18 protein-coding genes are annotated in these 20,604 nt (G+C 62.0%); 13 read left to right on the top strand and 5 right to left on the bottom strand.

The window, feature by feature from the left end:
* Positions 1-6 precede the first annotated feature (6 nt).
* The 7 genes from WDB86_RS01585 to WDB86_RS01555 all read left to right on the top strand — a co-directional run bounded on the left by WDB86_RS01585 (position 7) and on the right by WDB86_RS01555 (position 8,174).
* Complete coding sequence (locus tag WDB86_RS01585; protein ID WP_339107554.1) at positions 7-1,509, top strand: replicative DNA helicase; 1,503 nt, start codon at positions 7-9, stop codon at positions 1,507-1,509.
* Positions 1,510-1,691: 182 nt separating this feature from the next.
* Complete coding sequence (alr, locus tag WDB86_RS01580; RefSeq protein WP_406736402.1) at positions 1,692-2,741, top strand: alanine racemase; 1,050 nt, start codon at positions 1,692-1,694, stop codon at positions 2,739-2,741.
* A gap of 163 nt (positions 2,742-2,904) precedes the next feature.
* Positions 2,905-3,840: a DNA repair protein gene (locus WDB86_RS01575; RefSeq protein ID WP_406736401.1), complete on the top strand. Its 936-nt coding sequence runs from the start codon at positions 2,905-2,907 to the stop codon at positions 3,838-3,840.
* Between the two features lie 107 nt (positions 3,841-3,947).
* A complete protein-coding gene (gene radA, locus WDB86_RS01570; protein ID WP_406736400.1) occupies positions 3,948-5,315 on the top strand; it encodes a DNA repair protein RadA in 1,368 nt (455 codons plus the stop codon).
* Positions 5,316-5,347: 32 nt separating this feature from the next.
* Complete coding sequence (locus WDB86_RS01565) at positions 5,348-5,938, top strand: CvpA family protein (RefSeq protein ID WP_339107558.1); 591 nt, start codon at positions 5,348-5,350, stop codon at positions 5,936-5,938.
* 150 nt (positions 5,939-6,088) lie between these two features.
* Positions 6,089-7,564 carry an amidophosphoribosyltransferase gene (gene purF / locus WDB86_RS01560; protein ID WP_339107559.1) on the top strand — a complete coding sequence of 492 codons (1,476 nt, stop codon included), beginning with the start codon at positions 6,089-6,091 and terminating at the stop codon, positions 7,562-7,564.
* Positions 7,565-7,703: 139 nt separating this feature from the next.
* The gene (locus WDB86_RS01555) at positions 7,704-8,174 is read left to right on the top strand and encodes a hypothetical protein (RefSeq protein WP_406736399.1); all 471 of its coding nucleotides are present in this window, start codon (positions 7,704-7,706) and stop codon (positions 8,172-8,174) included.
* Between the two features lie 69 nt (positions 8,175-8,243).
* Here the strand turns inward: WDB86_RS01555 and WDB86_RS01550 are convergent, their stop codons facing one another.
* Genes WDB86_RS01550 through WDB86_RS01540 form a run of 3 tightly spaced genes read right to left on the bottom strand, consistent with a single transcriptional unit; the run spans position 8,244 to position 9,698 of the window.
* Positions 8,244-8,597 (bottom strand): MliC family protein, encoded by a 354-nt coding sequence (locus tag WDB86_RS01550; RefSeq protein ID WP_339107561.1) that lies wholly within the window; start codon positions 8,595-8,597, stop codon positions 8,244-8,246.
* The gene (locus tag WDB86_RS01545) at positions 8,594-8,971 is read right to left on the bottom strand and encodes a cell division protein ZapA (protein WP_339107562.1); all 378 of its coding nucleotides are present in this window, start codon (positions 8,969-8,971) and stop codon (positions 8,594-8,596) included. Before WDB86_RS01545 ends, WDB86_RS01550 begins: the two co-directional genes overlap by 4 nt.
* Positions 8,964-9,698, bottom strand: a complete 735-nt coding sequence (locus WDB86_RS01540; RefSeq protein ID WP_406736398.1) for a hypothetical protein — start codon at positions 9,696-9,698, stop codon at positions 8,964-8,966. Before WDB86_RS01540 ends, WDB86_RS01545 begins: the two co-directional genes overlap by 8 nt.
* A gap of 247 nt (positions 9,699-9,945) precedes the next feature.
* On the opposite strand from WDB86_RS01540, the gene tkt reads away from it, so the two are divergent.
* Genes tkt through WDB86_RS01525 form a run of 3 tightly spaced genes read left to right on the top strand, consistent with a single transcriptional unit; the run spans position 9,946 to position 13,886 of the window.
* Positions 9,946-11,964, top strand: coding sequence for a transketolase (gene tkt, locus WDB86_RS01535; RefSeq protein WP_339107564.1), 2,019 nt, complete (start codon positions 9,946-9,948; stop codon positions 11,962-11,964).
* Positions 11,961-12,977, top strand: coding sequence for a DMT family transporter (locus WDB86_RS01530; protein WP_406736397.1), 1,017 nt, complete (start codon positions 11,961-11,963; stop codon positions 12,975-12,977). Before tkt ends, WDB86_RS01530 begins: the two co-directional genes overlap by 4 nt.
* Positions 12,978-13,013: 36 nt before the next feature.
* Complete coding sequence (locus WDB86_RS01525) at positions 13,014-13,886, top strand: lysophospholipid acyltransferase family protein (RefSeq protein WP_339107566.1); 873 nt, start codon at positions 13,014-13,016, stop codon at positions 13,884-13,886.
* A gap of 242 nt (positions 13,887-14,128) precedes the next feature.
* Here the strand turns inward: WDB86_RS01525 and WDB86_RS01520 are convergent, their stop codons facing one another.
* A complete protein-coding gene (locus tag WDB86_RS01520; RefSeq protein WP_339107567.1) occupies positions 14,129-15,169 on the bottom strand; it encodes a DUF1223 domain-containing protein in 1,041 nt (346 codons plus the stop codon).
* A gap of 506 nt (positions 15,170-15,675) precedes the next feature.
* On the opposite strand from WDB86_RS01520, the gene acnA reads away from it, so the two are divergent.
* The 3 genes from acnA (at position 15,676) to WDB86_RS01505 (ending at position 19,642) form a co-directional block, all read left to right on the top strand.
* Positions 15,676-18,429, top strand: a complete 2,754-nt coding sequence (gene acnA, locus WDB86_RS01515) for an aconitate hydratase AcnA (RefSeq protein WP_406736396.1) — start codon at positions 15,676-15,678, stop codon at positions 18,427-18,429.
* Positions 18,430-18,753: 324 nt separating this feature from the next.
* On the top strand, positions 18,754-19,224 hold the full coding sequence (locus tag WDB86_RS01510) for a DMT family transporter (RefSeq protein ID WP_339107569.1): 471 nt from the start codon (positions 18,754-18,756) through the stop codon (positions 19,222-19,224).
* Positions 19,225-19,330: 106 nt separating this feature from the next.
* Positions 19,331-19,642 carry a TM2 domain-containing protein gene (locus tag WDB86_RS01505; protein WP_339107570.1) on the top strand — a complete coding sequence of 104 codons (312 nt, stop codon included), beginning with the start codon at positions 19,331-19,333 and terminating at the stop codon, positions 19,640-19,642.
* On the opposite strand, the gene WDB86_RS01500 is transcribed toward WDB86_RS01505, so the two are convergent.
* Positions 19,643-20,443, bottom strand: coding sequence for a heme-dependent oxidative N-demethylase family protein (locus tag WDB86_RS01500; RefSeq protein WP_406736395.1), 801 nt, complete (start codon positions 20,441-20,443; stop codon positions 19,643-19,645). It lies immediately after the preceding gene.
* Between the last annotated feature and the right edge of the window lie 161 nt (positions 20,444-20,604).

The following is a 20,604-nucleotide window of genomic DNA, read 5'->3' as shown; positions in this document are numbered from 1 at the left end:
ATTGAGATGAACGAGATCAGCGCAGTCCGTAACGATCAGATCGACCAGAATGGCGCGCAGGACGCCGATCCGGTTCCGCATAATATCGAGGCGGAACAACAGCTTCTGGGCGCAATCCTGACCAATAACGATATCTATGACCGTATCGCCCAAGTGGTGAAGGCCGATCATTTCTACGAGCCCGTCCACCGCCGCATCTATGAGACCGCCGTGGCGCGGATCCAGAAGAACGCGCTGGCCTCTCCGGTCACGTTGAAGGGCTATCTGGAAGACGACAGCGGGCTGAAAGAACTGGGCGGTCCGGCCTATCTGGCGCGTCTGGCAGGGGCTGCGATCTCGGCCTATGCGGCGCGCGATTATGCGCAGATGATCCATGATCTGGCGCTACGGCGCGAGCTGATCAATGTCGGGCGCGAACTGTCCGCCAGCGCCTCGAAGCTGGATGTAGGGCAAGAGGCCGAACAGCTGATCGTGCAGACCGAGGGCGCGCTCTACAAGCTGGCCGAGTCGGGCACCGCCGAGAAGGGCTTTGTCTCCTTCCTCAAGGCCGTGACCGAGGCCGTGCAATCGGCCAATGCCGCCTATCAGCGCGAGGGCGGCCTTGCGGGGATTTCCACCGGCCTGCGCGATCTGGACAAGAAGATGGGCGGGTTGCACCCGTCCGACCTTATCATCCTTGCAGGGCGCCCCTCGATGGGGAAGACCTCGCTTGCCACCAATATCGCCTTCAACATCGCCAAAGCCTATAAGCGCGGGCAGAAACATGACGGCACCGAAGGCGCCATCGAGGGCGGCTGCGTGGGCTTCTTCAGCCTCGAGATGTCGGCCGAACAGCTGGCCGCCCGTATCCTGTCGGAAGCCGCCGAAGTGCCCTCCGAGCAGATCCGCCGTGGCGATATGTCCGAACAGGAATTCCGCCGTTTTGTGGAGGCCGCGAAATCGCTGGAGACCTGCCCGCTTTATATCGATGACACCCCCGCCCTGCCCATTGCGCAGGTCGCCGCCCGCTGCCGCCGCCTGAAGCGGACACATGGGCTTGATGTCGTGATTGTCGACTACCTGCAGCTTCTGCGCGGCTCGGGGCGTGGCGATAACCGCGTGCAGGAAATCGGCGAGATCTCTATGGGGCTCAAGGCGATTGCCAAAGAGCTCAACATCCCCGTGATCGCGCTCTCGCAGCTCAGCCGGACGGTGGAAAGCCGTGACGACAAACGCCCGCAGCTCTCGGATCTGCGGGAATCGGGCTCGATCGAACAGGACGCCGATGTGGTGATGTTCGTCTATCGTGACGAATATTATAAAGAACGCGAGAAACCCGGCGATCACGAGCTGGAAAAGATGGCCGCTTGGCAACAGCTTATGGAACAGGTCCACGGCAAGGCCGAGATTATCTTGGGCAAGCAGCGCCACGGGCCGATCGGCTCGGTCGAGGTCGCCTTCGAGGGCCGCTTCACGCGCTTCTCGGATCTGGCCAAGGCATGGCAGGGCGACGGCGCGGACGGGTTCTGATTCGGCACCGCCCCGCCTCCCTCCTGCAAGGGCGAAGATCGCTCGAATTTTCTTCGCCCATACCATCCGATCCCCTCAACTTTCTCGCGCAATACTCGCAAAGGGGCGCAAATCCTTCGGCAAACAGGCAAGGATGCGGTTAGTTCTTGACGAACCCCGCAGAAAGGCGAAGACATTCGCCTATGGCAAGCTCACTTCTTCACATCGACCTCGACGCCATCGCCTCCAACTGGAAGGCTCTGGACGCCAAATCCGGCCCCGCGACGCAGACTGCCGCCGTGGTGAAAGCCGATTCCTACGGATTGGGGGCGGACCGTGTGGCCCGCACCTTGTTGCGCCAAGGCGCAAAGACCTTCTTCGTGGCCTTGGCCGAGGAAGGCGCGAAACTGCGCCAAGCGATTGGCGACGGGCCGGAAATCTTCATCCTGTCCGGCCATATGGCAGGCGACTGCGACATGATCGCCGATCTCGACCTGACACCGGTGCTAAATTCGCCCGAACAGGTCAAACGCCATATGGACGTGCTGCCAGAAGCCACCTTCGGCATCCAGCTCGACACCGGCATGAACCGCCTTGGTCTGGAAGATGCCGACTGGCGGGCCCTGGCGCCGAGCCTTCTGGAAAAATCGCCCAGCCTGATCATGAGCCACCTCGCCTGCTCGGATGAACCCCATACCGGCATGAATGAACGCCAGCTGGCGGAATTCACCCGCATGACCGATGGCACCGGCCTGCGCCGCTCGCTTTCGGCCACGGGCGGGCTGCTCTATGGCAAGGACTACCATTTCGACCTCGTGCGCCCCGGCATCGGTCTTTACGGCGGACGGCCCTATATCGACGCCACGCCGGTGGTCACGCTCTCGCTCCCCGTCATCCAGACGCGGATCGTCGAGGCGGGCGAAACGGTGGGCTATGGCAATACATGGCAGGCCGAACGCCGCAGCCATGTGGCCACGGTCTCGGCAGGCTATGCCGATGGCATCAGCCGTCGCCTGTCCAATAACGCCACCCTGTGGGCCGGAGATACCGCCTGCCCGCTGATCGGGCGTGTCTCGATGGACCTGATCACCGTCGATATCACCGATCTCGATGGCACCCCCGAGGAGATGGATCTGCTCAATGCCCATCAGGGCGTCGATGCGCTGGCCGACCTGATCGGCACCATCGGCTACGAGGTCCTCACCTCGCTCGGGGCCCGCTATCAGCGCCGCTATAGCGAAACGCTCGGCTAATGCACAACCGATAGGCGCAAGGCTCTGATCTTGCGCCTAATTACAGGCGTAGCCCCCTTGCCCTGGGCTTTGCCGCCCTTGCGCTCACTGAAAATTTACCCCATGTTTCCCTTGGGTGAAAAGGCGCGCTTATGGTGGCGCAGAGCGGTGGCAGGGGTATCCGATGGCGTCACAAAATCCGAAATCCGCACAGCGCGGAACCGTTCCGGAAATGGCGGAAGCAAACCATCTGCGCCGCCTCGCCAGAAGCCGCAGCGATCTGGCCGATATGGTCAACACCACGATCTCGGGGCTGGTCCTGCTTCTGGCCTTCTGCGCCCTTGGCCAGTTTCTCGGCTCGGCCCTCGGATTTCTGCCTTGGCTGCATGTGCCCGCACAGTTCGGGCAATCCCAAATCGGGCACTCCCAAATCGGGCAGGCCCAACTCGGGCAGGCCGCAGTCACGGATATCGGCCCGTGGTTACAGGCAGGCTTTGCCGCATTGGTCCTGCTTCTGGCTCTCTATCTGCCCGCACATAACCGCGTCAGCCGATTGGAACGCTCGCATCGCAATTTCCATATCGGCATGCAGGATGTGGCCCATGCCTACCGCCTTGCCCACGAAGCCGACCGCGCCGGTGCCTTCACCCTCTCAGGGGAATTCGACACCATGCGCGAACGGATCACATGGCTGCGCCAGCACCCCGACCTGCCCGGCCTCGAACCGGAACTGCTGGAACTTGCCGCCCAGATGAGCCTGCAATCGCGCGATCTTGCGCGCATCTACAGCGATGCGAACGTCGCCCGCGCCCGCGATACGCTCAAGGCCCGCCAGCAGGAAACCGACAGGCTGGCCCAGCAGATCGGACTGGCGCGCAAAACCTGCGACGAGATCGGCCACTGGCTGAGCGAGGTCGAGGCGGAAGAGCGCCGCGTCACCCGCGAGTTCCAACTCCTCGAACGCGATCTCGCCGCCATTCTGCCGGCGCTGGGATACGAACTGGAAGAACAACTGCCCAACGTCGCCCCCAAACGCCCCCAGAGCAGCACGAAAGACAGCTCGAATGTCGTAGCCCTGCCCAAACCCGCCGAACTTTCGCCCCGCCCCGATCGCGGCTAGGCCTCCAGCTGCCCCAAATATCCCGGGGTGAATTGGAGCCGCAGGCTCCAAGAGGGGCAGCGCCCCTTTCCCCTTGATGTTCGCCCTGTGTTCCGCATATTTACCCTATGGCAAAGAACATCCTCTCCTATACCTGCACCGCCTGTGGCGCCGTCCATCGCAAATGGAACGGCAAATGTGATGCCTGCGGCGAATGGAACACCCTCATCGAAGAGGCCCCGCTTTCGGCAGGCCCCAAAGGCAAGACCCTCGGCTCCTCCAAGGGCCGCGTGATCGGGTTGACCACTCTGGCCGATGAAGAGGCCCCGCCGCCGCGCACCTGTTCCGGCATGGCCGAATTCGACCGCGTGCTGGGCGGCGGCCTCGTGCCCGGCTCGGCCATTCTGGTGGGCGGTGATCCCGGCATCGGGAAATCCACGCTGCTGTTGCAGGCGGTGGCGCGCTTTGCCCAGACCGGCCTCAAATGCCTCTATATCTCGGGCGAGGAAGCCTCGAGCCAGGTCCGCATGCGCGCCCAGCGTCTGGGGCTGGCCGATGCGCCGGTGCGACTGGGGGCGGAGACCAACCTGCGCGACATCCTCACCACGATCGAGACCGAATCCCCCGATCTGGTGATCATCGATTCGATCCAGACCATGTGGGCCGATAATGTCGAATCGGCTCCGGGCTCGGTCAGTCAGGTCCGTGCCGCCTGTCACGAGCTTGTCAGCTTTGCCAAGAAACGCGCCTGTTCGGTCATTCTGGTGGGCCATGTCACCAAGGAAGGCCAGATCGCAGGACCGCGCGTGGTCGAGCATATGGTCGATACGGTCCTCTATTTCGAGGGCGAGCGCGGGCATCAGTTCCGCATCCTGCGCGCGGTGAAAAACCGCTTTGGCCCTGCCGCCGAAATCGGCGTCTTCGAGATGACCGGTGGCGGGCTGGCCGAGGTCACCAACCCCTCGGCGCTCTTCCTGTCCGAACGGGGCCAAGCCGCCCCCGGATCGGCGGTTTTTGCAGGGATAGAAGGCACAAGGCCCGTCTTGACCGAGATTCAGGCCCTTGTCGCCCCCTCCACTCTGGCCAGCCCGCGCCGCACGGTGGTGGGGCTTGATAGTGGCCGGATCTCGACCATTATCGCGGTGCTCGAAAGCCGCTGCGGCATCCCCTTCACGGGCCTTGATGTCTTTCTCAATGTCGCAGGCGGGATGAAGGTCACCGAACCTGCCGCCGATCTGGCCGCCGCCGCCGCCCTTCTGAGTGCCCGCGAAGACACAGCCCTGCCCGCGGATATGGTGATTTTTGGCGAAATCAGCCTGTCTGCGGCGCTGCGTCCGGTGGGTCAGGCGGAAAACAGGTTGAAAGAGGCGGCAAAACTTGGTTTCTCACAAGCCATTGCTCCTTCCGGCACGAAAACCGAAGGGGGCGACGGGATCGCCCTGAGGAAACTCCCCGATCTCGTGACATTTGTCGGAGACATGTTCGGCGCCGGTTGACGCCCGGGCGAGACTGAAGGACGTAAAAACGTATGGACGGGTTTACCATCGTCGACGCCATCGTGGCGGTTATCATCATCCTGTCGGCCATTCTGGCCTATAGCCGTGGCTTCGTGCGCGAGGCGCTGGCCATCCTCGGCTGGATTGCTGCCGCCGTGCTGGCCTATATCTTTGCCGATGCGGCCCGCCCGCTGATCGCGCAGATCCCCATGCTGGACAAGTTTCTGGCCGGAAGCTGCGAATTGGCGACCATTGGCGGTTTCGCAGCGGTCTTTGCCATCGCGCTGATCGTGATGAGCTTTATCACCCCCCTCTTTGCCTCGGCCGTACAGCGCTCGGCGCTTGGCGGGCTGGATCAGGGTCTGGGTTTCCTCTTCGGCGTCCTGCGCGGGATCGTGCTCGTGGCGGTGGCCTTCGTGGTCTATGATCGCGTCATGGTCAATGAGGCGATGCCGGTGATCGACGATTCGCGTTCGGCGAAAGTGTTCTCGCGCATGTCGGGCCAGATGGACGAATCGATGCCGCAGGATGCGCCGGGCTGGATCACCGCACGCTATGAGCAGCTTGTTTCAACCTGCCCCGCACCGGTCGAGGCCCCTTCCGAGACCACGATCGAGCAATAATCCCCCGATATGCGGCGCTTGAAGCCGCGTTCGGCAGGAAAATCATGACAGGCTTGTAAAGCTTTATCGAACGGGAGGGGTTAACACCCTTCCCGTTTCGCATTATATGGCCCTCAACCCTCCCAGATCCCGAGCCCGGAGCCAGTTTCCATGAATGATCTGCCCCAGCATTTCCTTTCCCATCCTTTTGACGATGACAAGCTGAAGGAAGAATGCGGCGTCTTTGGCGTTGTCGGCGTGAAAGACGCTGCCAACTTTGTGGCTCTTGGCCTGCATGCGCTTCAGCACCGCGGTCAGGAAGCAGGCGGCATCGTCGCCCATGACCCCGAACACGGGTTCAACTCGGCCCACCGCTTCGGCTATGTGCGCGACAATTTCACCAAAGCCTCGCTGATGGAAACGCTGCCCGGCCCGATCGCCATCGGCCATGTGCGCTATTCCACCGCTGGCAAGAAAGGCGCTGTCATCCGTGACATCCAGCCCTTCTTCGGGGAATTCTCGCTGGGTGGTGCGGCGGTGGCCCATAACGGCAACCTCACCAATGCCGACCAGCTGCGCCGCGAGCTGATCGAGATGGGCGCGATCTTCCAGTCCAGCTCGGATTCGGAGTGCATCATCCACCTGATGGCGCGGTCGATCCAGAAGCGCCATGCCGACCGTATCGCCGACGCGCTGCGCCGCGTCGAGGGTGCTTTCTCGGTGGTCGCCATGACCCGCACCAAACTGATCGGTGTGCGTGATCCCTTGGGCGTGCGCCCGCTGGTTCTGGGCCGCCTTGGCGATAACGGCTTTGCGCTGTCGTCCGAGACCTGCGGTCTTGATATCATCGGTGCCGAATTCGTGCGCGAGATCGAACCGGGCGAGATGGTGGTGATCGAGAACGGGCTGGTGAAATCCTCCCGCCCGTTTGCCCCTGCCAAATCGCGCTTCTGTATCTTCGAGCATGTCTATTTCTCGCGCCCCGACAGCCAGTATGGTGGCCGCTCCGTCTATGAGACCCGCCGCCAGATCGGCGTCGAACTGGCGCGTGAGGCCCCTGTGGAGGCCGATCTTGTGTGCCCCGTGCCGGATTCGGGCACGCCTGCGGCGATCGGCTTCAGTCAGGAATCGGGCATTCCCTTCGCATTGGGCATCACCCGCAACCAGTATATGGGCCGGACCTTCATCGAACCGACCGAGCAGATCCGCAATATGGGTGTGCGCCTGAAGCTCAACGTCAACAAGGCGCTGATCAAGGGCAAGCGCGTCATTCTGGTTGATGACTCGGTCGTGCGCGGCACCACCTCGCGCAAAATCAAGGACATGATCCTTGATGCCGGTGCGAAGGAAGTGCATTTCCGCATCGCCTCCCCGCCCACCGCATGGCCGTGCTTCTACGGTGTGGATACGCCCGACCGCTCCAAGCTGCTGGCCGCCAAGATGTCGGAAGACGAGATGCGCGACTGGATCGGTGTGGACAGCCTGAAATTCATCTCGCTCGACGGTCTTTACCGTGCTGCGGGCGAAGCCGAAGGCCGCAACAAAGAGAACCCGCAATATTGCGATGCCTGCTTCTCGGGCGAATATCCGATCTCTCCGGCAGACCAGCTGGCCAAAGGGTTCCGGATGAAAACCGCAGCAGAATAAGCTTCGATAAAATTGCACGGGAATGGCGCCTTTGAAACAGGCGCCATTTTTGCATTCGCGGCAAGGATTAACGGCTTATGCACAGATCACGCATAAGTTGGATAGGACAGTGCTCTTTTTCGCAATCATGGATGCCGAGATGCCCAATAAGACAATCCCTGCAAAGACCTTTCTGGATCTTCATGCAACCGCTATGGCTCTGAAAGAAATCGAAAATGGCGACGAACATCTGATCATCGATCCGCGTACGAAGGTGGAACTCTCGATGCTGTCCTCCGCGCCGCTGGGGCTGCGGCTGGTGGCGCATAAAGAAGACGATCTGAAGATCATCGCACTCAAGCTGATCATCACCGAAATCAACGAGCCATGCGCAAGCTGCACCATGCATACCGCCTCCGACAAGCCGGTCGAGATCGAGACGCGCGGCAGCACGCCCGATGTGCAGAAAGCGGCAGAGGATCTGATGCTGCGCGAGGTGGAGCGGCTGCAGGGCGTGCTGAAGATCCTCAAAACCAAAGGCATCGAGAACTGGGGCCGCGGGTTCTTCGGCAATACGCAATCGCAAAAACCGCGGGAACGGGACCAGATCATCCTTGATCTCGCCCGCTAGACGCCTGCATCGGCCCAAGGAAGCAGGCCGCCCCTCCGGCGGCCTTGCGATGCAGAAGGCAGCTCCGCGCTACTCTCGCTGGGCCTTGCATTGGCTCAGCACCCTCTCGCCCCTGTCATCCTGCCACGCCAGAAAGGCCTCGGACCCTTTGGTGTGCCAGACATAACCACGTTCCAGCGCATAGCGTGCACCAGAGCCGGTGGGACCGGAGGGCAGAACGACCTGATGCCCTTCCGCCCAGAGCACCACCAGCGGCGGAGCAACGGTATTGACATAGACCGCCGAAATTTCGGACTGCCGGTCACAATGGTAGCGCACAGGCTGCGGCAGATCCTCGGCTTTGGCTGCAACCGCCAGAAGCCCGAACGCGGCACAGGCTGCAACGCCCTTCCCGCCCCGAACGACAGCCGCTTGCACGGTCACAGAACGTCTTCGATATTATCGGCCAAGGCCTCGGCACGGGCGGCAATCTCGGCCAGCGCCTCGGACATCTCCGGTGGCAAAACCGGCACCTCGACCTGAGTCACATTGGCGCGCGCCTCGGCCAGTTCGGCCTGAAGCTTGGTCATCTCGACACGCATCGCGGCAATCTCGTCCTCGACAGCCGCCGTCCGGTCCGCCAGCATCAACCCCGACATCAGCAGCATTTTCACTTCGGGAATGCGCCCGATCTGCCCGATCAGCACGCTGGCCTCGCGATCAAGCATACCTGCCGCCGAACGCAGATAGGCTTCCTCGCCATTCTGGCAGGCGACTTCAAAATCGCGCCCACCGATTGTGACCGTGACTTCAGCCATCCTGTTTCTCCTCGCTCGCCTCGTCGTGATCGCCCAAGGGCCTATCGGAGGGCATATCGCCCGCCGCCTCTTCGCGCAGAACACTGTCACGCGCGGCCAGAAGCGGCTCGATCCCGCCGATAATCTCGTCCAGCGCCGCCCGCTCCGCCGCGCGGGCCGCTCTCAGCGCCTCGACCTCGGCCCGTAGCGCCTCATTGATCTGCACCTGCGCCATCCGCCCGCCGGCATCGATCAAGCCACGATTGGCCGCGATCAGGTCGGTATTGGCCGCCTGCAATCGCTCGATCTCGGACAGGGCCTGTGTCAGTGCACGCGCACGCTGACCCAGCCGCTTCTCCAATGCGGAAAGCGCGGCTTCGCGTTCAGCGGCGGCCATTTCAACCTGCGTCTGCAGATCGGCCACCTCTTCACGTGCCAGATTAAGATCATCCGTTAACGATTTGTTTTCATTTTTCAAATGATCGATATCGGCAAGTGTCACCGCTTCTGCCGGGGCCAAGGGCAAAGCGGCTTCGGCTTCGGCTTCGGACCGCATGCTCGCCAGATCGGCCCGTGCGGCATCACGCCCGTTAACCAGTGTCTCGACACTCTTGGCCACACGGGCCAAAGCAAAGGCAAGCCTGCGTTCATATTGCGAAAAATCGGCCGCCTCATCCGTCATCGTGTCACATCCCCGCTGTAGCGCGCCTGTCGTCATCCCGCTATCTGGGCATAAATCGGCAGACATATCAAATCCCGCGCGACAACGAATCGTGCCGCCCGGTGTTAAGTGACAGTTTAGCCCATCAGGTCAAGACTTTCCCAGAGCCCGCACCAAACCCATGCCAGTTCCCGCATGCTAGCGCGATCAGCAACTTGGCGCCCGTTCTTTGCACAAAGACTAAAACGGCCATTCCGCAGACTTGATATTCGGCCCATCCCTGCTATCAGGGGCCGAACGAATGCCCAAAAGTTGCCGTATGAGGATCCCGCCCATGGATATCGCCACGCTTCGTGAACAGCACCCCGATCACTGGAAACTGGCCTCGGCCATCCGCGCGCTTACGATGGATGCCGTGCAAAAAGCCAATTCCGGTCACCCCGGCATGCCGATGGGCATGGCCGATGTGGCGACCGTGCTGTTTCAGAAGCACCTGAAATTCGACGCCAAAGCCCCGAAATGGTTTGACCGCGACCGGTTCATCCTGTCGGCAGGTCATGGCTCGATGCTGATCTACTCGCTACTCTATCTTTGCGGCGATGCGCAGGTGACCCTGGACCAGATCAAGAATTTCCGCCAGAAAGGCGCATTGACAGCAGGTCACCCCGAGAACTTCCTGCTGGATGCGGTTGAAACCACCACCGGCCCGCTGGGTCAGGGGATCTCCACCGCTGTCGGCATGGCGATTGCCGAAGAAAGCCTGCGCGCGCGTTTCGGCAAGAAGGTCTTTGACCACAAGACCTATGTGATCGCCGGCGACGGCTGCCTGATGGAAGGCATCAGCCATGAAGCCATCGGCTTGGCCGGTATGCAGAAGCTGAAGAACCTTGTTGTTCTGTGGGACAATAACAACATCACCATTGATGGCCGCGTCGACAAGGCCTGCATCACCGACCAGCGCATGCGCTTCAAGGCGGCGGGCTGGAAAGTCCTGCATTGCGACGGTCATGATCCGGCCGATATCGACCGCGCCCTGACCGAAGCCCAGAAATCCAACGCGCCGGTCTTCATCGACTGCAAGACCATCATCGGTTTCGGCTCGCCCAACAAGGCTGACAGCTACTCCGTGCACGGCTCGCCGCTGGGCGATGCCGAGATCGAGGCCACCAAGAAGATCTATGGCTGGGATCACGGCCCCTTCGATATTCCGGCGGATATCAAGGCGACCTGGGAAGAGATCGGGGCACGTGGCGCGGCAGCGCGCGGCGAGTGGGAAGAACGTTTCGGCGGTCTTTCGGCCTCCAAACAGGCGGAAATCACCCGCATGATGACGGGCGAGGTCTCCAAGAAGCTTGCCGCAGCCGTCCGCAAGTTCAAGAAAGAGCAATCCGAAGCGGCGCCGAAAGTGGCCACCCGCAAGGCGTCGGAAATGGTGCTGGGCGCGATCAACCCCGCGGTGCCGGAAACCATCGGCGGCTCGGCAGACCTCACCGGGTCGAACCTGACCAAAACCGCGGATCTGGGCGTTTTCGAGCCCGAGAACCGCAAGGGCCGTTACGTGCATTACGGCATCCGTGAACACGGGATGGCGGCAGCGATGAACGGGTTGTGGCTGCATGGCGGCGTGCGCCCCTATGGCGGCACCTTCTTCTGCTTCACCGATTACGCCCGTGGCGCGATGCGTCTGTCGGCGCTGATGAAGGTTCCGGCGGTCTATGTCATGACCCATGACTCGATCGGTCTGGGCGAAGACGGTCCGACCCACCAGCCGGTGGAGCATCTGGCGATCTGCCGCGCGACCCCCAACACCTGGACGTTCCGTCCGGCGGATGTGATCGAGACGGCAGAAGCCTGGGAGCTGGCGCTGACCACCGAGGAAACGCCTTCGGTGATCGCGCTCTCGCGTCAGAACCTGCCCACGCTGCGCACCAAGCACAGCACGCAGAACATGGTCGCCAAAGGGGCCTATGTGATCGAGGAAGCCGAAGGCAAGCGTCAGGCGATCCTGATGGCGACCGGCTCGGAAGTCGAGATCGCGCTGAAAGCCCGCGAGATCCTGCAGGCCCAAGCCATCGGCACCCGCGTTGTGTCGGTGCCCTGTATGGAACTGTTTGACGCGCAGGACGAAGCCTATCGCCGCCGCATCCTGCCCGCAGGGGCCGTGCGCGTGGCCGTCGAAGCCGCGATCCGTCAACCGTGGGACAAATACCTCTTGGGCGAGCGTGGCCGCGAAACCAAGGCGGGCTTTGTCGGTATGGACGGCTTCGGCTCCTCGGCCCCCGCGCCCGAGCTTTATGCCAAATACGGGATCACCCCCGAAGCGATCGCCGAAAAGGTCAAATCCCTTCTGTGACCACGCTCAGGGATCAGAACCAAGAGGGGGCCGCACCGGCCCCCTCTTCCGTTGCGGCGGGTGGCGGGGCCGGCTCTGCAAGAGCAGGCCGCGTCGCACCGCGCGACGGGCTCCCCCAGACAGCCCCCCACACCCCCAAGACCTACACAGCCGATGGCGAGACTGGCCGCCCCAGAAACGGGTTCGGCATGATATGCGTGCTCTGTGCGTTTGCCTGTTTCACATTGATGGATGCCTGCGCAAAGGGGCTCTCGCAGCACTATGATCCTGTGCAGATCGTCTGGCTGCGCTATCTCACCAATACCGCATTGCTGCTTCTGGTCTTCGCTCCCAGATTGGGCCGCCTCCTGCCCGCCCGCCAGCCGCGCCTGCAGGTGCTGCGTGGGGCGATGCAGCTGACCACCGTGCTGCTGTTCTTTACCGCGATCCAGTCTATCGGCCTTGCCGAGGCCACGGCTCTTGCCGATCTCAATCCGGTTCTGGTCACGCTGGGGGCGGCGCTGTTCCTGCGCGAACGCCTCGGTCCGCGCCGCCTGATGGGCATCGGCTTCGCCTTCTGTGGCGCGATGATCATTATCCGCCCCGGTCCGGGCGTCCTCGACTGGGCGGCGCTTTACGCGCTTGGCACAGCAATCTGCTTTGCCGGCGGCATGCTGATCACCCGCATGATCCAGCGCGACGGGCTGATCACCTCGCTGATCTGGGGCGCGCTTGTGGGGCTGATCGGGTCCAGTCTCGCGCTGCCCTTTGTCTGGCGTCCGATCGCAGCAGAAACGCTCTGGCCCATTCTCGGTCTCGGGCTGAGCGGGGCCATCGGTCAGGGATTTCTGGTCAAGGGATACAGCATCGCCGAGGCCTCTTCGCTGGCGCCCTTCGGCTATACGGGGCTGATCTTTGCCACGCTGTGGGGAATCCTGTTCTTTGGCCAGTATCCTGACGGCTGGACAGTGGTAGGTGCGCTTGTGATCGTCGGCGCCGGACTTTATGTCTGGTGGCGTGAAAACCGGATCTGAGCGGCCCGCCGCACCGGTACCGAACGGAGAATCCCGATGCCCAAACGCGCCACCCCAAGCCTGACCGACCGCGTGTCGGCCCTTGTCTTCAAGGCGGGAATGGGCCTGCTGCAGCGGTTGCCCTATGAAAGACGCATCCCTCTGGCGGGCCGGCTTCTGTCAGGGGTGGCACCGCTTCTGGGGTTCCGCCGCCGGATCCGCGCCAATCTGGCTCTGACCTGCCCCGACCTGCCCCCCGCCGAGGTCGCGCGCCTGTGCAAGGCCGTCCCCGATAATATCGGGCGCACTTTGGCCGAGATGTTTTCCGGCACCGAGTTCATCACCCGTATGCGTGACATCCCGCTTGAGGGGCCGGGCGCAGCGCGGCTGACCGAGCTCAAGGAAACCGGCAAGGCCTGCGTGCTCGTATCGGGGCATTTCGGCAATTACGACGCGGCCCGTGGCGTGCTGATCGCGCGCGGCTTTCCCATTGCGGGCCTGTATCGCCCGATGAATAACGCGCTTTTCAACCGCGATTATCTTGCCGCCATCGAAACCGTTGGCACACCGCTTTACCCGCGCGACCGCCGTGGCATGACCAATATGCTGCGCCATCTCAAGAACGGGGGCATGGTCGCCCTTGCGACTGACCAGTATTTCCGCACAGGGGCCGTGCTGCAATTCTTCGGAAAGCCTGCCCCCTCGCCTCTCTCTGCTGCGGAAATGGCCCTGCGTCTGGATATCGATCTGATCCCGATCTATGCCATCCGCCAACCCGACGGGCTGAGCTTCCGTTTCTATGTCGGGGAGCCGGTTCCGCATACGACGCCGGAAGAGATGACGCAGGTTACGCTCGATTCCCTTGAAGCTCAGGTCCGCGCCCATATGGAACAATGGCTGTGGATCCACCGCCGCTGGAACAAAACCTGAAGCGGAACGGGACCTGAAACAGAACAGGATACCCCGAAAGTGCTGCGCATCCTTCATGATGCATGTCCGGACAATCCCACGCGCTTGGGCGGGTCAGCCGCAACCGTGACAGCGCCGCATAGACCGGCTGAATTCCCTGTGGATTGGCGGCCTGTAAGCCGTCCCTAGGCTGGCTCTGGACTGGCGCGTGATGGCCCGGCCGAAGCTTCCCCCCCGCTCTTGCCGCCCGAAACCGCGTGGCCTTACTTGATACGCGCCGCGCCAACAATGGCACCGGGCAAAGGTACAGACCGTCCGGGCTGCGAGGTCTGCACGATCACCACCGCAGGATTGCTGCCCTCGACCTGCGTATCGAAGGTCATCGGGGTCTGGCCATCCCAATCGGCAACGATGTGCCATTGGGTGACGATATTGGTGTAATCCATGCTCAGACCGGCATTCTCGCCCCGCAGGATATCGACCGAGGCATGCGGCAGGTAACGCACCACCTGCACCATCGCGTCATGCCCCAACGGCGGATTGGCCGAAAGCGAGATGCGGTATTGATCACCCTCTTGCGAGATCGCGATATCGACAGGCGCAGTGCTGGCCGTGGCCGTATCCAGCGCCGATTTGATTGCGACACGGTCCGCCCCGAGCAGGCGCTGCTGTCCGTTCACGATCATCTGCGGCGTATAGATCATCCGCTCTTTTACCGCGCGCGCATAGCCTTTCTGGCGCGAGGTAAAGGCGGGCTGACCGAAGGGATCGCGCCAGCCGAGATAATCCCAGTAATCGACATGCAGTGCGAGGGCGATCACATCGTCACGCTCGGCCAGCCCCTCCAGCAGCTTATCAGCGGGCGGGCAGGCCGCGCAGCCCTGCGAGGTGAACAGTTCGACCACAACGGGCGAGGTGCCTTTGGACACATCCACACCGGCAGGAGCCGTGGCCGCCGCCACTGCGGTCGCGGGGTCGGTCAGCGGCGCGTCAGAGGAAGACGGGGTCTGCCCTGCGGTCTCTTCCGCAGTTGCCCCCGCCGTTGCACCGAATTCGTCGTTTTCGGAAAAGCCGCTTTCATCCGGTCCGGCTGTATCGGAAAAGGTCGTCTCTCCCGATTGGGGATCGGTGTCCCTATTGGCCGCGCCAGCCTGACCCGCACCGGACATATCCTGTGCCCAGACCGCAGGGGACATCATCGCCGACCCCAGCATCACGCTGACGGTTACGACCATTGCAAGACGCAGAGGCGAAGCTGTTAACTTACGTTTCGTCGCCAGATGATCCACCTGCGCAGTCGTCATGGAAGCGTCCAAATCCTTTACTTTTCAAAGAAGACTTAATCAGCGATTCCAGCTAATGCCAATCAAGGTTTTGCGAGATAGCCCGACTGTGTTGCATTCGCCCGCCTCCCTGACACACAGCCTCCCCGACACAGCGTCTTCCTGCGATAGCGTCTTTGCCATAGGGTTCGATAGCACAACAAGACGTGCAGAAGGTTAATCCGCAACTGACGCAGCGCCGCAACGGCTTGGGCCACAAAATAATGCGTGACAGCCGCGCCCGAACAGTGGACCTTTGGCCAAGGCGCTCTATCTGCGCGTCACCGAATAGGCGGGTGGCACATCATCGGGCGGCCCCTGCAGGGGCAGTTCCCCTTCCTCCGCGGCGCATGCGTCGATGGAGTTCTTTGTGCGCAAGATTGTATACAAATGCATACAAAAATTTTCCACACCCCCTTGTCCTCTCCCTGTTGTTGCGCCAATTAAAGCGTAGCGACACCCTATTGACCTAGAGGGAGGCCAAACTCATGACCATCGTGACCGGTAATGATACCGCCAAAACCCGTCGGGAACTGACGGTTGGTGACAAGACATTTTCCTATTATTCCATTCAAGCGGCCTCCGATGCCGGGCTTGGCGATTTCTCGAAGCTGCCAGCCTCGCTGAAGGTTGTGCTCGAGAACCTGCTGCGCTTTGAAGATGCCGGTTTCTCGGTCTCCGTCGAGGACATCAAGGCGTTCGGCGAATGGGCCGAAAAGGGGGGCAACAACCCCCGCGAGATCGCCTATCGCCCTGCCCGCGTGCTGATGCAGGATTTCACCGGCGTGCCCGCCGTGGTGGACCTGGCCGCGATGCGCGACGGGATCAAGGGCTTGGGCGGCGATGCGCAAAAGATCAACCCGCTGGTCCCCGTTGACCTGGTGATCGACCACTCGGTGATGATCGATGAATTCGGCAATCCGCGCGCCTTCCAGATGAATGTGGACCGCGAGTATGAACGCAATATGGAGCGCTACGAGTTCCTGAAATGGGGCCAGACCGCGTTCAAGAATTTCCGCGTCGTGCCGCCGGGCACCGGCATCTGCCACCAGGTGAACCTCGAATATCTGGCGCAGACGGTCTGGACCGACACCGATCAGGAGGGCCGCGAGGTCGCCTATCCCGATACGCTTGTGGGCACCGACAGCCACACCACGATGGTGAATGGCGCCGCCGTTCTTGGTTGGGGTGTGGGCGGGATCGAGGCCGAGGCCGCGATGCTGGGTCAGCCGATCTCCATGCTGATCCCCGAGGTCGTGGGCTTCAAGCTGACGGGTGCTATGGTCGAAGGCACCACCGGCACCGACCTTGTGCTGAAGGTCGTCGAGATGCTGCGCAAGCACGGCGTGGTGGGCAAATTCGTCGAATTCTATGGCGACGGTCTGGACAATCTGCCGCTGGCCCAACGCGCCACCATCGCCAATATGGCACCCGAATATGGCGCAACTTGTGGCTTCTTCCCGATTGACGCGGAAACCCTGCGCTATCTGGAACAGACGGGCCGCGAGAAAGACCGGATCGCGCTGGTCGAAGCCTATGCCAAAGAGAACGGCTTCTGGCGCGGGGCGGATTACGCGCCGATCTATTCCTCGACCTTGGAGCTGGATATGGGCACCATCGTGCCCGCGATCTCCGGCCCGAAACGCCCGCAGGATTACGTCGCGCTGACCGATGCGGCCACGGCTTTCGGGAAGGTCGTTTCGGATTTCCGCGGCAAGGATGCGTCCGACGCAGCCGCCGATATGGCGGCCGAAGGGCCTGCCGCAACCAAAACCGTGACCGAAAAAGCGGTGAAGGTGGATCTGGACGGTCAGGAGATCACGCTCAAGGACGGCTCGGTGGTGATTGCCTCGATCACCTCCTGCACCAACACCTCGAACCCCTATGTGCTGATCGCGGCGGGGCTTGTGGCGCGCAAGGCCCGTGCCTTGGGCCTGAACCGCAAGCCTTGGGTGAAAACCTCGCTGGCCCCCGGGTCTCAGGTTGTGACCGAATATCTGAATGCGGCAGGGCTGCAGGAGGATCTGGACGCAATCGGCTTCAACCTTGTGGGCTATGGCTGCACCACCTGTATCGGGAATTCCGGCCCGATCCATCCGGCGCTGTCCAAAGCGATCAATGAGAACGACCTGATCGCGACCTCGGTCCTGTCGGGCAACCGCAACTTTGAAGGGCGGATCAGCCCCGATGTACGCGCCAACTATCTGGCTTCGCCGCCGCTTGTTGTGGCCTATGCGCTTGCAGGCGATATGGATGTCGATCTGGCCGGTGGTCCGATTGCCCAGACCCCCGAGGGCAAGGACGTCTATCTGAAAGACATCTGGCCGTCGGATAAGGAAGTGGCCGAACTGGTCGAGAAGGTCGTCACCCGCGAAGCCTTCCAGGCCAAATATGCCGATGTCTTCAAGGGCGACGAGAAATGGCAGGCGGTGGAAGTCAACGGGGGCGAAACCTATGACTGGCCGCCGGAATCGACCTATATCCAGAACCCGCCCTATTTCCAGGGCATGTCTCCGGATGCAGGCGAGATCACCAATATCAAGAGCGCGCGCGTTCTGGCCCTGTTGGGTGATATGATCACCACCGACCATATCTCGCCTGCCGGTTCGTTCAAACCCTCGACCCCTGCCGGTAAATACCTGACCGAGCATGGCGTGGAGCCGAGAGACTTCAACAGCTACGGCTCGCGTCGTGGCAACCACGAAGTCATGATGCGCGGCACCTTTGCCAATATCCGCATCAAGAACGAGATGCTGGACGGCGTCGAGGGCGGCTTTACCAAAGGCCCGAATGGCGAGCAGACCACCATCTTCGATGCCTCGATGGAGTATCAGGAGGCAGGCACGCCGCTGGTGATTTTCGGGGGCGAGCAATACGGCGCGGGGTCTTCGCGCGATTGGGCGGCCAAAGGCACCAACCTGCTGGGCGTCAAGGGCGTGATTGCCGAAAGCTTCGAACGGATCCACCGCTCGAACCTGATCGGCATGGGAGTCATCCCCTTCGAGTTCACCAATGGCGACACCCGCAAAACGCTGGGGCTGACCGGCGATGAGGTGGTGACGATCAAGGGGCTTGAAGGCGATATCAAACCGCTGAGCCTTGTGCCCTGCACCATCGAGTTCAAGGATGGCAGCAAGAAAGAGATCAAGCTCAAAGCCCGCATCGATACGGCGGTCGAGATCGAATATCTCAAAAACGGCGGTGTGCTGCATTACGTGCTGCGCAACCTCGCCAAAGCCTGATCGGGCCAAACGTTCTGAAAGGCCCTGTGCATTGCGCAGGGCCTTTTGGTATCTGCGAACGGGCTGCAAACGGGTGGCCAGCAAGCGACCGCTGGCCATTGCCGCATTGTCCGACGGAGGCGGAGCTGCTCGGGTTACGCCAGTTGCGTCCTAGGTTCGGAGAGCTGGGCGCGTGCCCATGCCCGACAAGGCTCGTCAGGCGGATCTTGCGGGGCTTGAGGAGCGATAGGAGACCGGCATCCGGCCCCTACTGCGCGTCTTGCCTTTGCCCACAGCACGGGGCCATGCCCTGCATCCCCCCCCCAGCCCTGAAGGGACATTTTCATGAACAGCATCCTTTACGCCCTGATGGCACTGGCAGGCGGGATCGGCCTGTCCTGTCAGGCCGCCATCAACAGCCGCCTCAGCGCGGGGATCGGCGGGCAACCCCTCGTCGCCTCTTTCATCTCGTTTTTTATCGGGGCGCTGTGTCTGGGGGCGGCGGCACTGGTTCTTGCCGATTGGAACGCGGTCACCACCACCCTTGCACAGCAACCGTGGTGGCGCTGGCTGGGGGGCGTGATTGGCGCAGGCTTCGTGTTCACCTCGATTTTTCTGGCCCCGAAAATCGGCGTCACCAATGTCATGTTCCTGTTCATCATCGGGCAGCTGGCGGCGGGTATGGTGATTGACAGCTTCGGCCTGATCCAGATGCCGGTGCGCCCGACCGAGTGGTGGAAATTCGCCGGACTGGCAATCATGCTCGGGGGCTTGACGCTGTTCATGTTTGGCGGGCGCTTTTTCCCTTCGGAATAACGGGGCGCGACAGAGGCAAGAGGACGGGCGTACAGAGGACGGGCTTGAAATGCGGGCTGTCCTTCCCATATCTCTTTCACCACATGTAATAGGGATTTACATCACAATGAACGAGACCCGTCAGCTTTATGTCGAGCAGCGCGTCGCCAACGAGAAGAAGTCGGCGCTGATCGCCTATCTTCTGTGGTTCTTCCTGCCCATGCTGGGGGTGCACCGGTTCTATCTGGGGCGCTGGATGTCGGGGCTGATCATGCTGGCCCTGTTCGGCATCGGCACGGCGCTCGCGGTAATCCTTATCGGGTATATCCCGCTGGCTTTTGTGGCGCTTTGGTGGGTGATCGATGCGCTGCTGATCCCCGGCATGATCCGCCGCGATATGGACGAGATGCGCGCCCGCTACATGTGGGAAAGCCGGTAACTAGATCCCCAGCCGTAAATCGCTGGCCTCAAGCGCAGCACGCTGCGCGGCATCCAGACACACCGGATGGACCATCTGCGTATGGATCGAAAACACCACCGCACGGCTTTGGGGAAGCCGGACAAGCCCCTGACGTTCGACACGGATCAACGGACGTTGGGGATTGACCTGCCCGCGCAGCGCCTCGGGGCGGCTGTCAAATAGCGGCTGGCCCGTGCGCGAGGCGGTGCCACGCATCAACGCCCTGCCCGGCTGCACACCGTCCAGAAGCCGCTGGACACGTTTTGCCAGATCCTCGGTGTAAATCGCGACGGGCCTGTGGATGCGCCGCATCGGGTGCCCGATCTTCTCGGCCAGCGACCATCCCGCCGGAAAGCACAGGATGGCACCGGTCAGGATATGCTCGCCCTCCGGCCCGTCCTGCATCCCGTCCTGCATCAGGCAGAAATCATTCTGCGTCAGTCGCCCCAATGTCAGCAAGGGGGCGTCAGGGTCCGGCGTGACGAGACGCCCGTCGGGGCAGATGACATGCCCTGCCTCGACCCTGTATCCTTTGGCGGGCAAAAGCCGCAGCACCATCGCAAGGAGTTCCTGCGCCGCCAGACCGGCCTGAGGCAGAAGCGCGTGCACCTGATCCTCATGGTGGGCGATCAGATCCTCGCGCAGCGCCATCTGTGCCGCATAGGCATCATCGACCTCCAGCCAGTCCTCGATTGCCAGAGGCACGATCCCCGGCAGGCGGTGCGTGCGCGGGTCGGCCCAAGGGGCGAAGGACAGACGGGATTGCAGAACGGTTTCCATGCCGCAAACCTGCGACCCCTTGCCTTCCGCCACAAGAGGGATTGCAGCAAAGCCCGCCCCGCCGGTCGCGATGGTGGCGTTTGCCCCATATGCGGCCCGTGCCCGGCCCGTGCCTGGCCCGTGTTTTGCTCGCGTTTTGCCCGTGCCGCAGCAAAACCGCC

Source organism: Thioclava sp. GXIMD4215, assembly GCF_045291555.1.
In the GTDB taxonomy this organism is placed as follows: domain Bacteria; phylum Pseudomonadota; class Alphaproteobacteria; order Rhodobacterales; family Rhodobacteraceae; genus Thioclava; species Thioclava litoralis.
The sequence above is the reverse complement of the archived record's forward strand: the minus strand, read 5'-3'. Positions and strand labels throughout refer to the sequence as shown.

Excerpts from the sequence above, each read along its gene's own strand:
- WDB86_RS01585 (WP_339107554.1), top strand. The coding sequence starts at position 7 with ATGAACGAGATCAGCGCAGTCCGTAACGATCAGATCGACCAGAATGGC.
- alr (WP_406736402.1), top strand. The coding sequence starts at position 1,692 with ATGGCAAGCTCACTTCTTCACATCGACCTCGACGCCATCGCCTCCAAC.
- WDB86_RS01575 (WP_406736401.1), top strand. The coding sequence starts at position 2,905 with ATGGCGTCACAAAATCCGAAATCCGCACAGCGCGGAACCGTTCCGGAA.
- radA (WP_406736400.1), top strand. The coding sequence starts at position 3,948 with ATGGCAAAGAACATCCTCTCCTATACCTGCACCGCCTGTGGCGCCGTC.
- WDB86_RS01565 (WP_339107558.1), top strand. The coding sequence starts at position 5,348 with ATGGACGGGTTTACCATCGTCGACGCCATCGTGGCGGTTATCATCATC.
- purF (WP_339107559.1), top strand. The coding sequence starts at position 6,089 with ATGAATGATCTGCCCCAGCATTTCCTTTCCCATCCTTTTGACGATGAC.
- WDB86_RS01555 (WP_406736399.1), top strand. The coding sequence starts at position 7,704 with ATGCCCAATAAGACAATCCCTGCAAAGACCTTTCTGGATCTTCATGCA.
- WDB86_RS01545 (WP_339107562.1), bottom strand. The coding sequence starts at position 8,971 with ATGGCTGAAGTCACGGTCACAATCGGTGGGCGCGATTTTGAAGTCGCC.
- WDB86_RS01540 (WP_406736398.1), bottom strand. The coding sequence starts at position 9,698 with ATGTCTGCCGATTTATGCCCAGATAGCGGGATGACGACAGGCGCGCTA.
- tkt (WP_339107564.1), top strand. The coding sequence starts at position 9,946 with ATGGATATCGCCACGCTTCGTGAACAGCACCCCGATCACTGGAAACTG.
- WDB86_RS01525 (WP_339107566.1), top strand. The coding sequence starts at position 13,014 with ATGCCCAAACGCGCCACCCCAAGCCTGACCGACCGCGTGTCGGCCCTT.
- WDB86_RS01520 (WP_339107567.1), bottom strand. The coding sequence starts at position 15,169 with ATGACGACTGCGCAGGTGGATCATCTGGCGACGAAACGTAAGTTAACA.
- acnA (WP_406736396.1), top strand. The coding sequence starts at position 15,676 with ATGACCATCGTGACCGGTAATGATACCGCCAAAACCCGTCGGGAACTG.
- WDB86_RS01510 (WP_339107569.1), top strand. The coding sequence starts at position 18,754 with ATGAACAGCATCCTTTACGCCCTGATGGCACTGGCAGGCGGGATCGGC.
- WDB86_RS01505 (WP_339107570.1), top strand. The coding sequence starts at position 19,331 with ATGAACGAGACCCGTCAGCTTTATGTCGAGCAGCGCGTCGCCAACGAG.
- WDB86_RS01500 (WP_406736395.1), bottom strand. The coding sequence starts at position 20,443 with ATGGAAACCGTTCTGCAATCCCGTCTGTCCTTCGCCCCTTGGGCCGAC.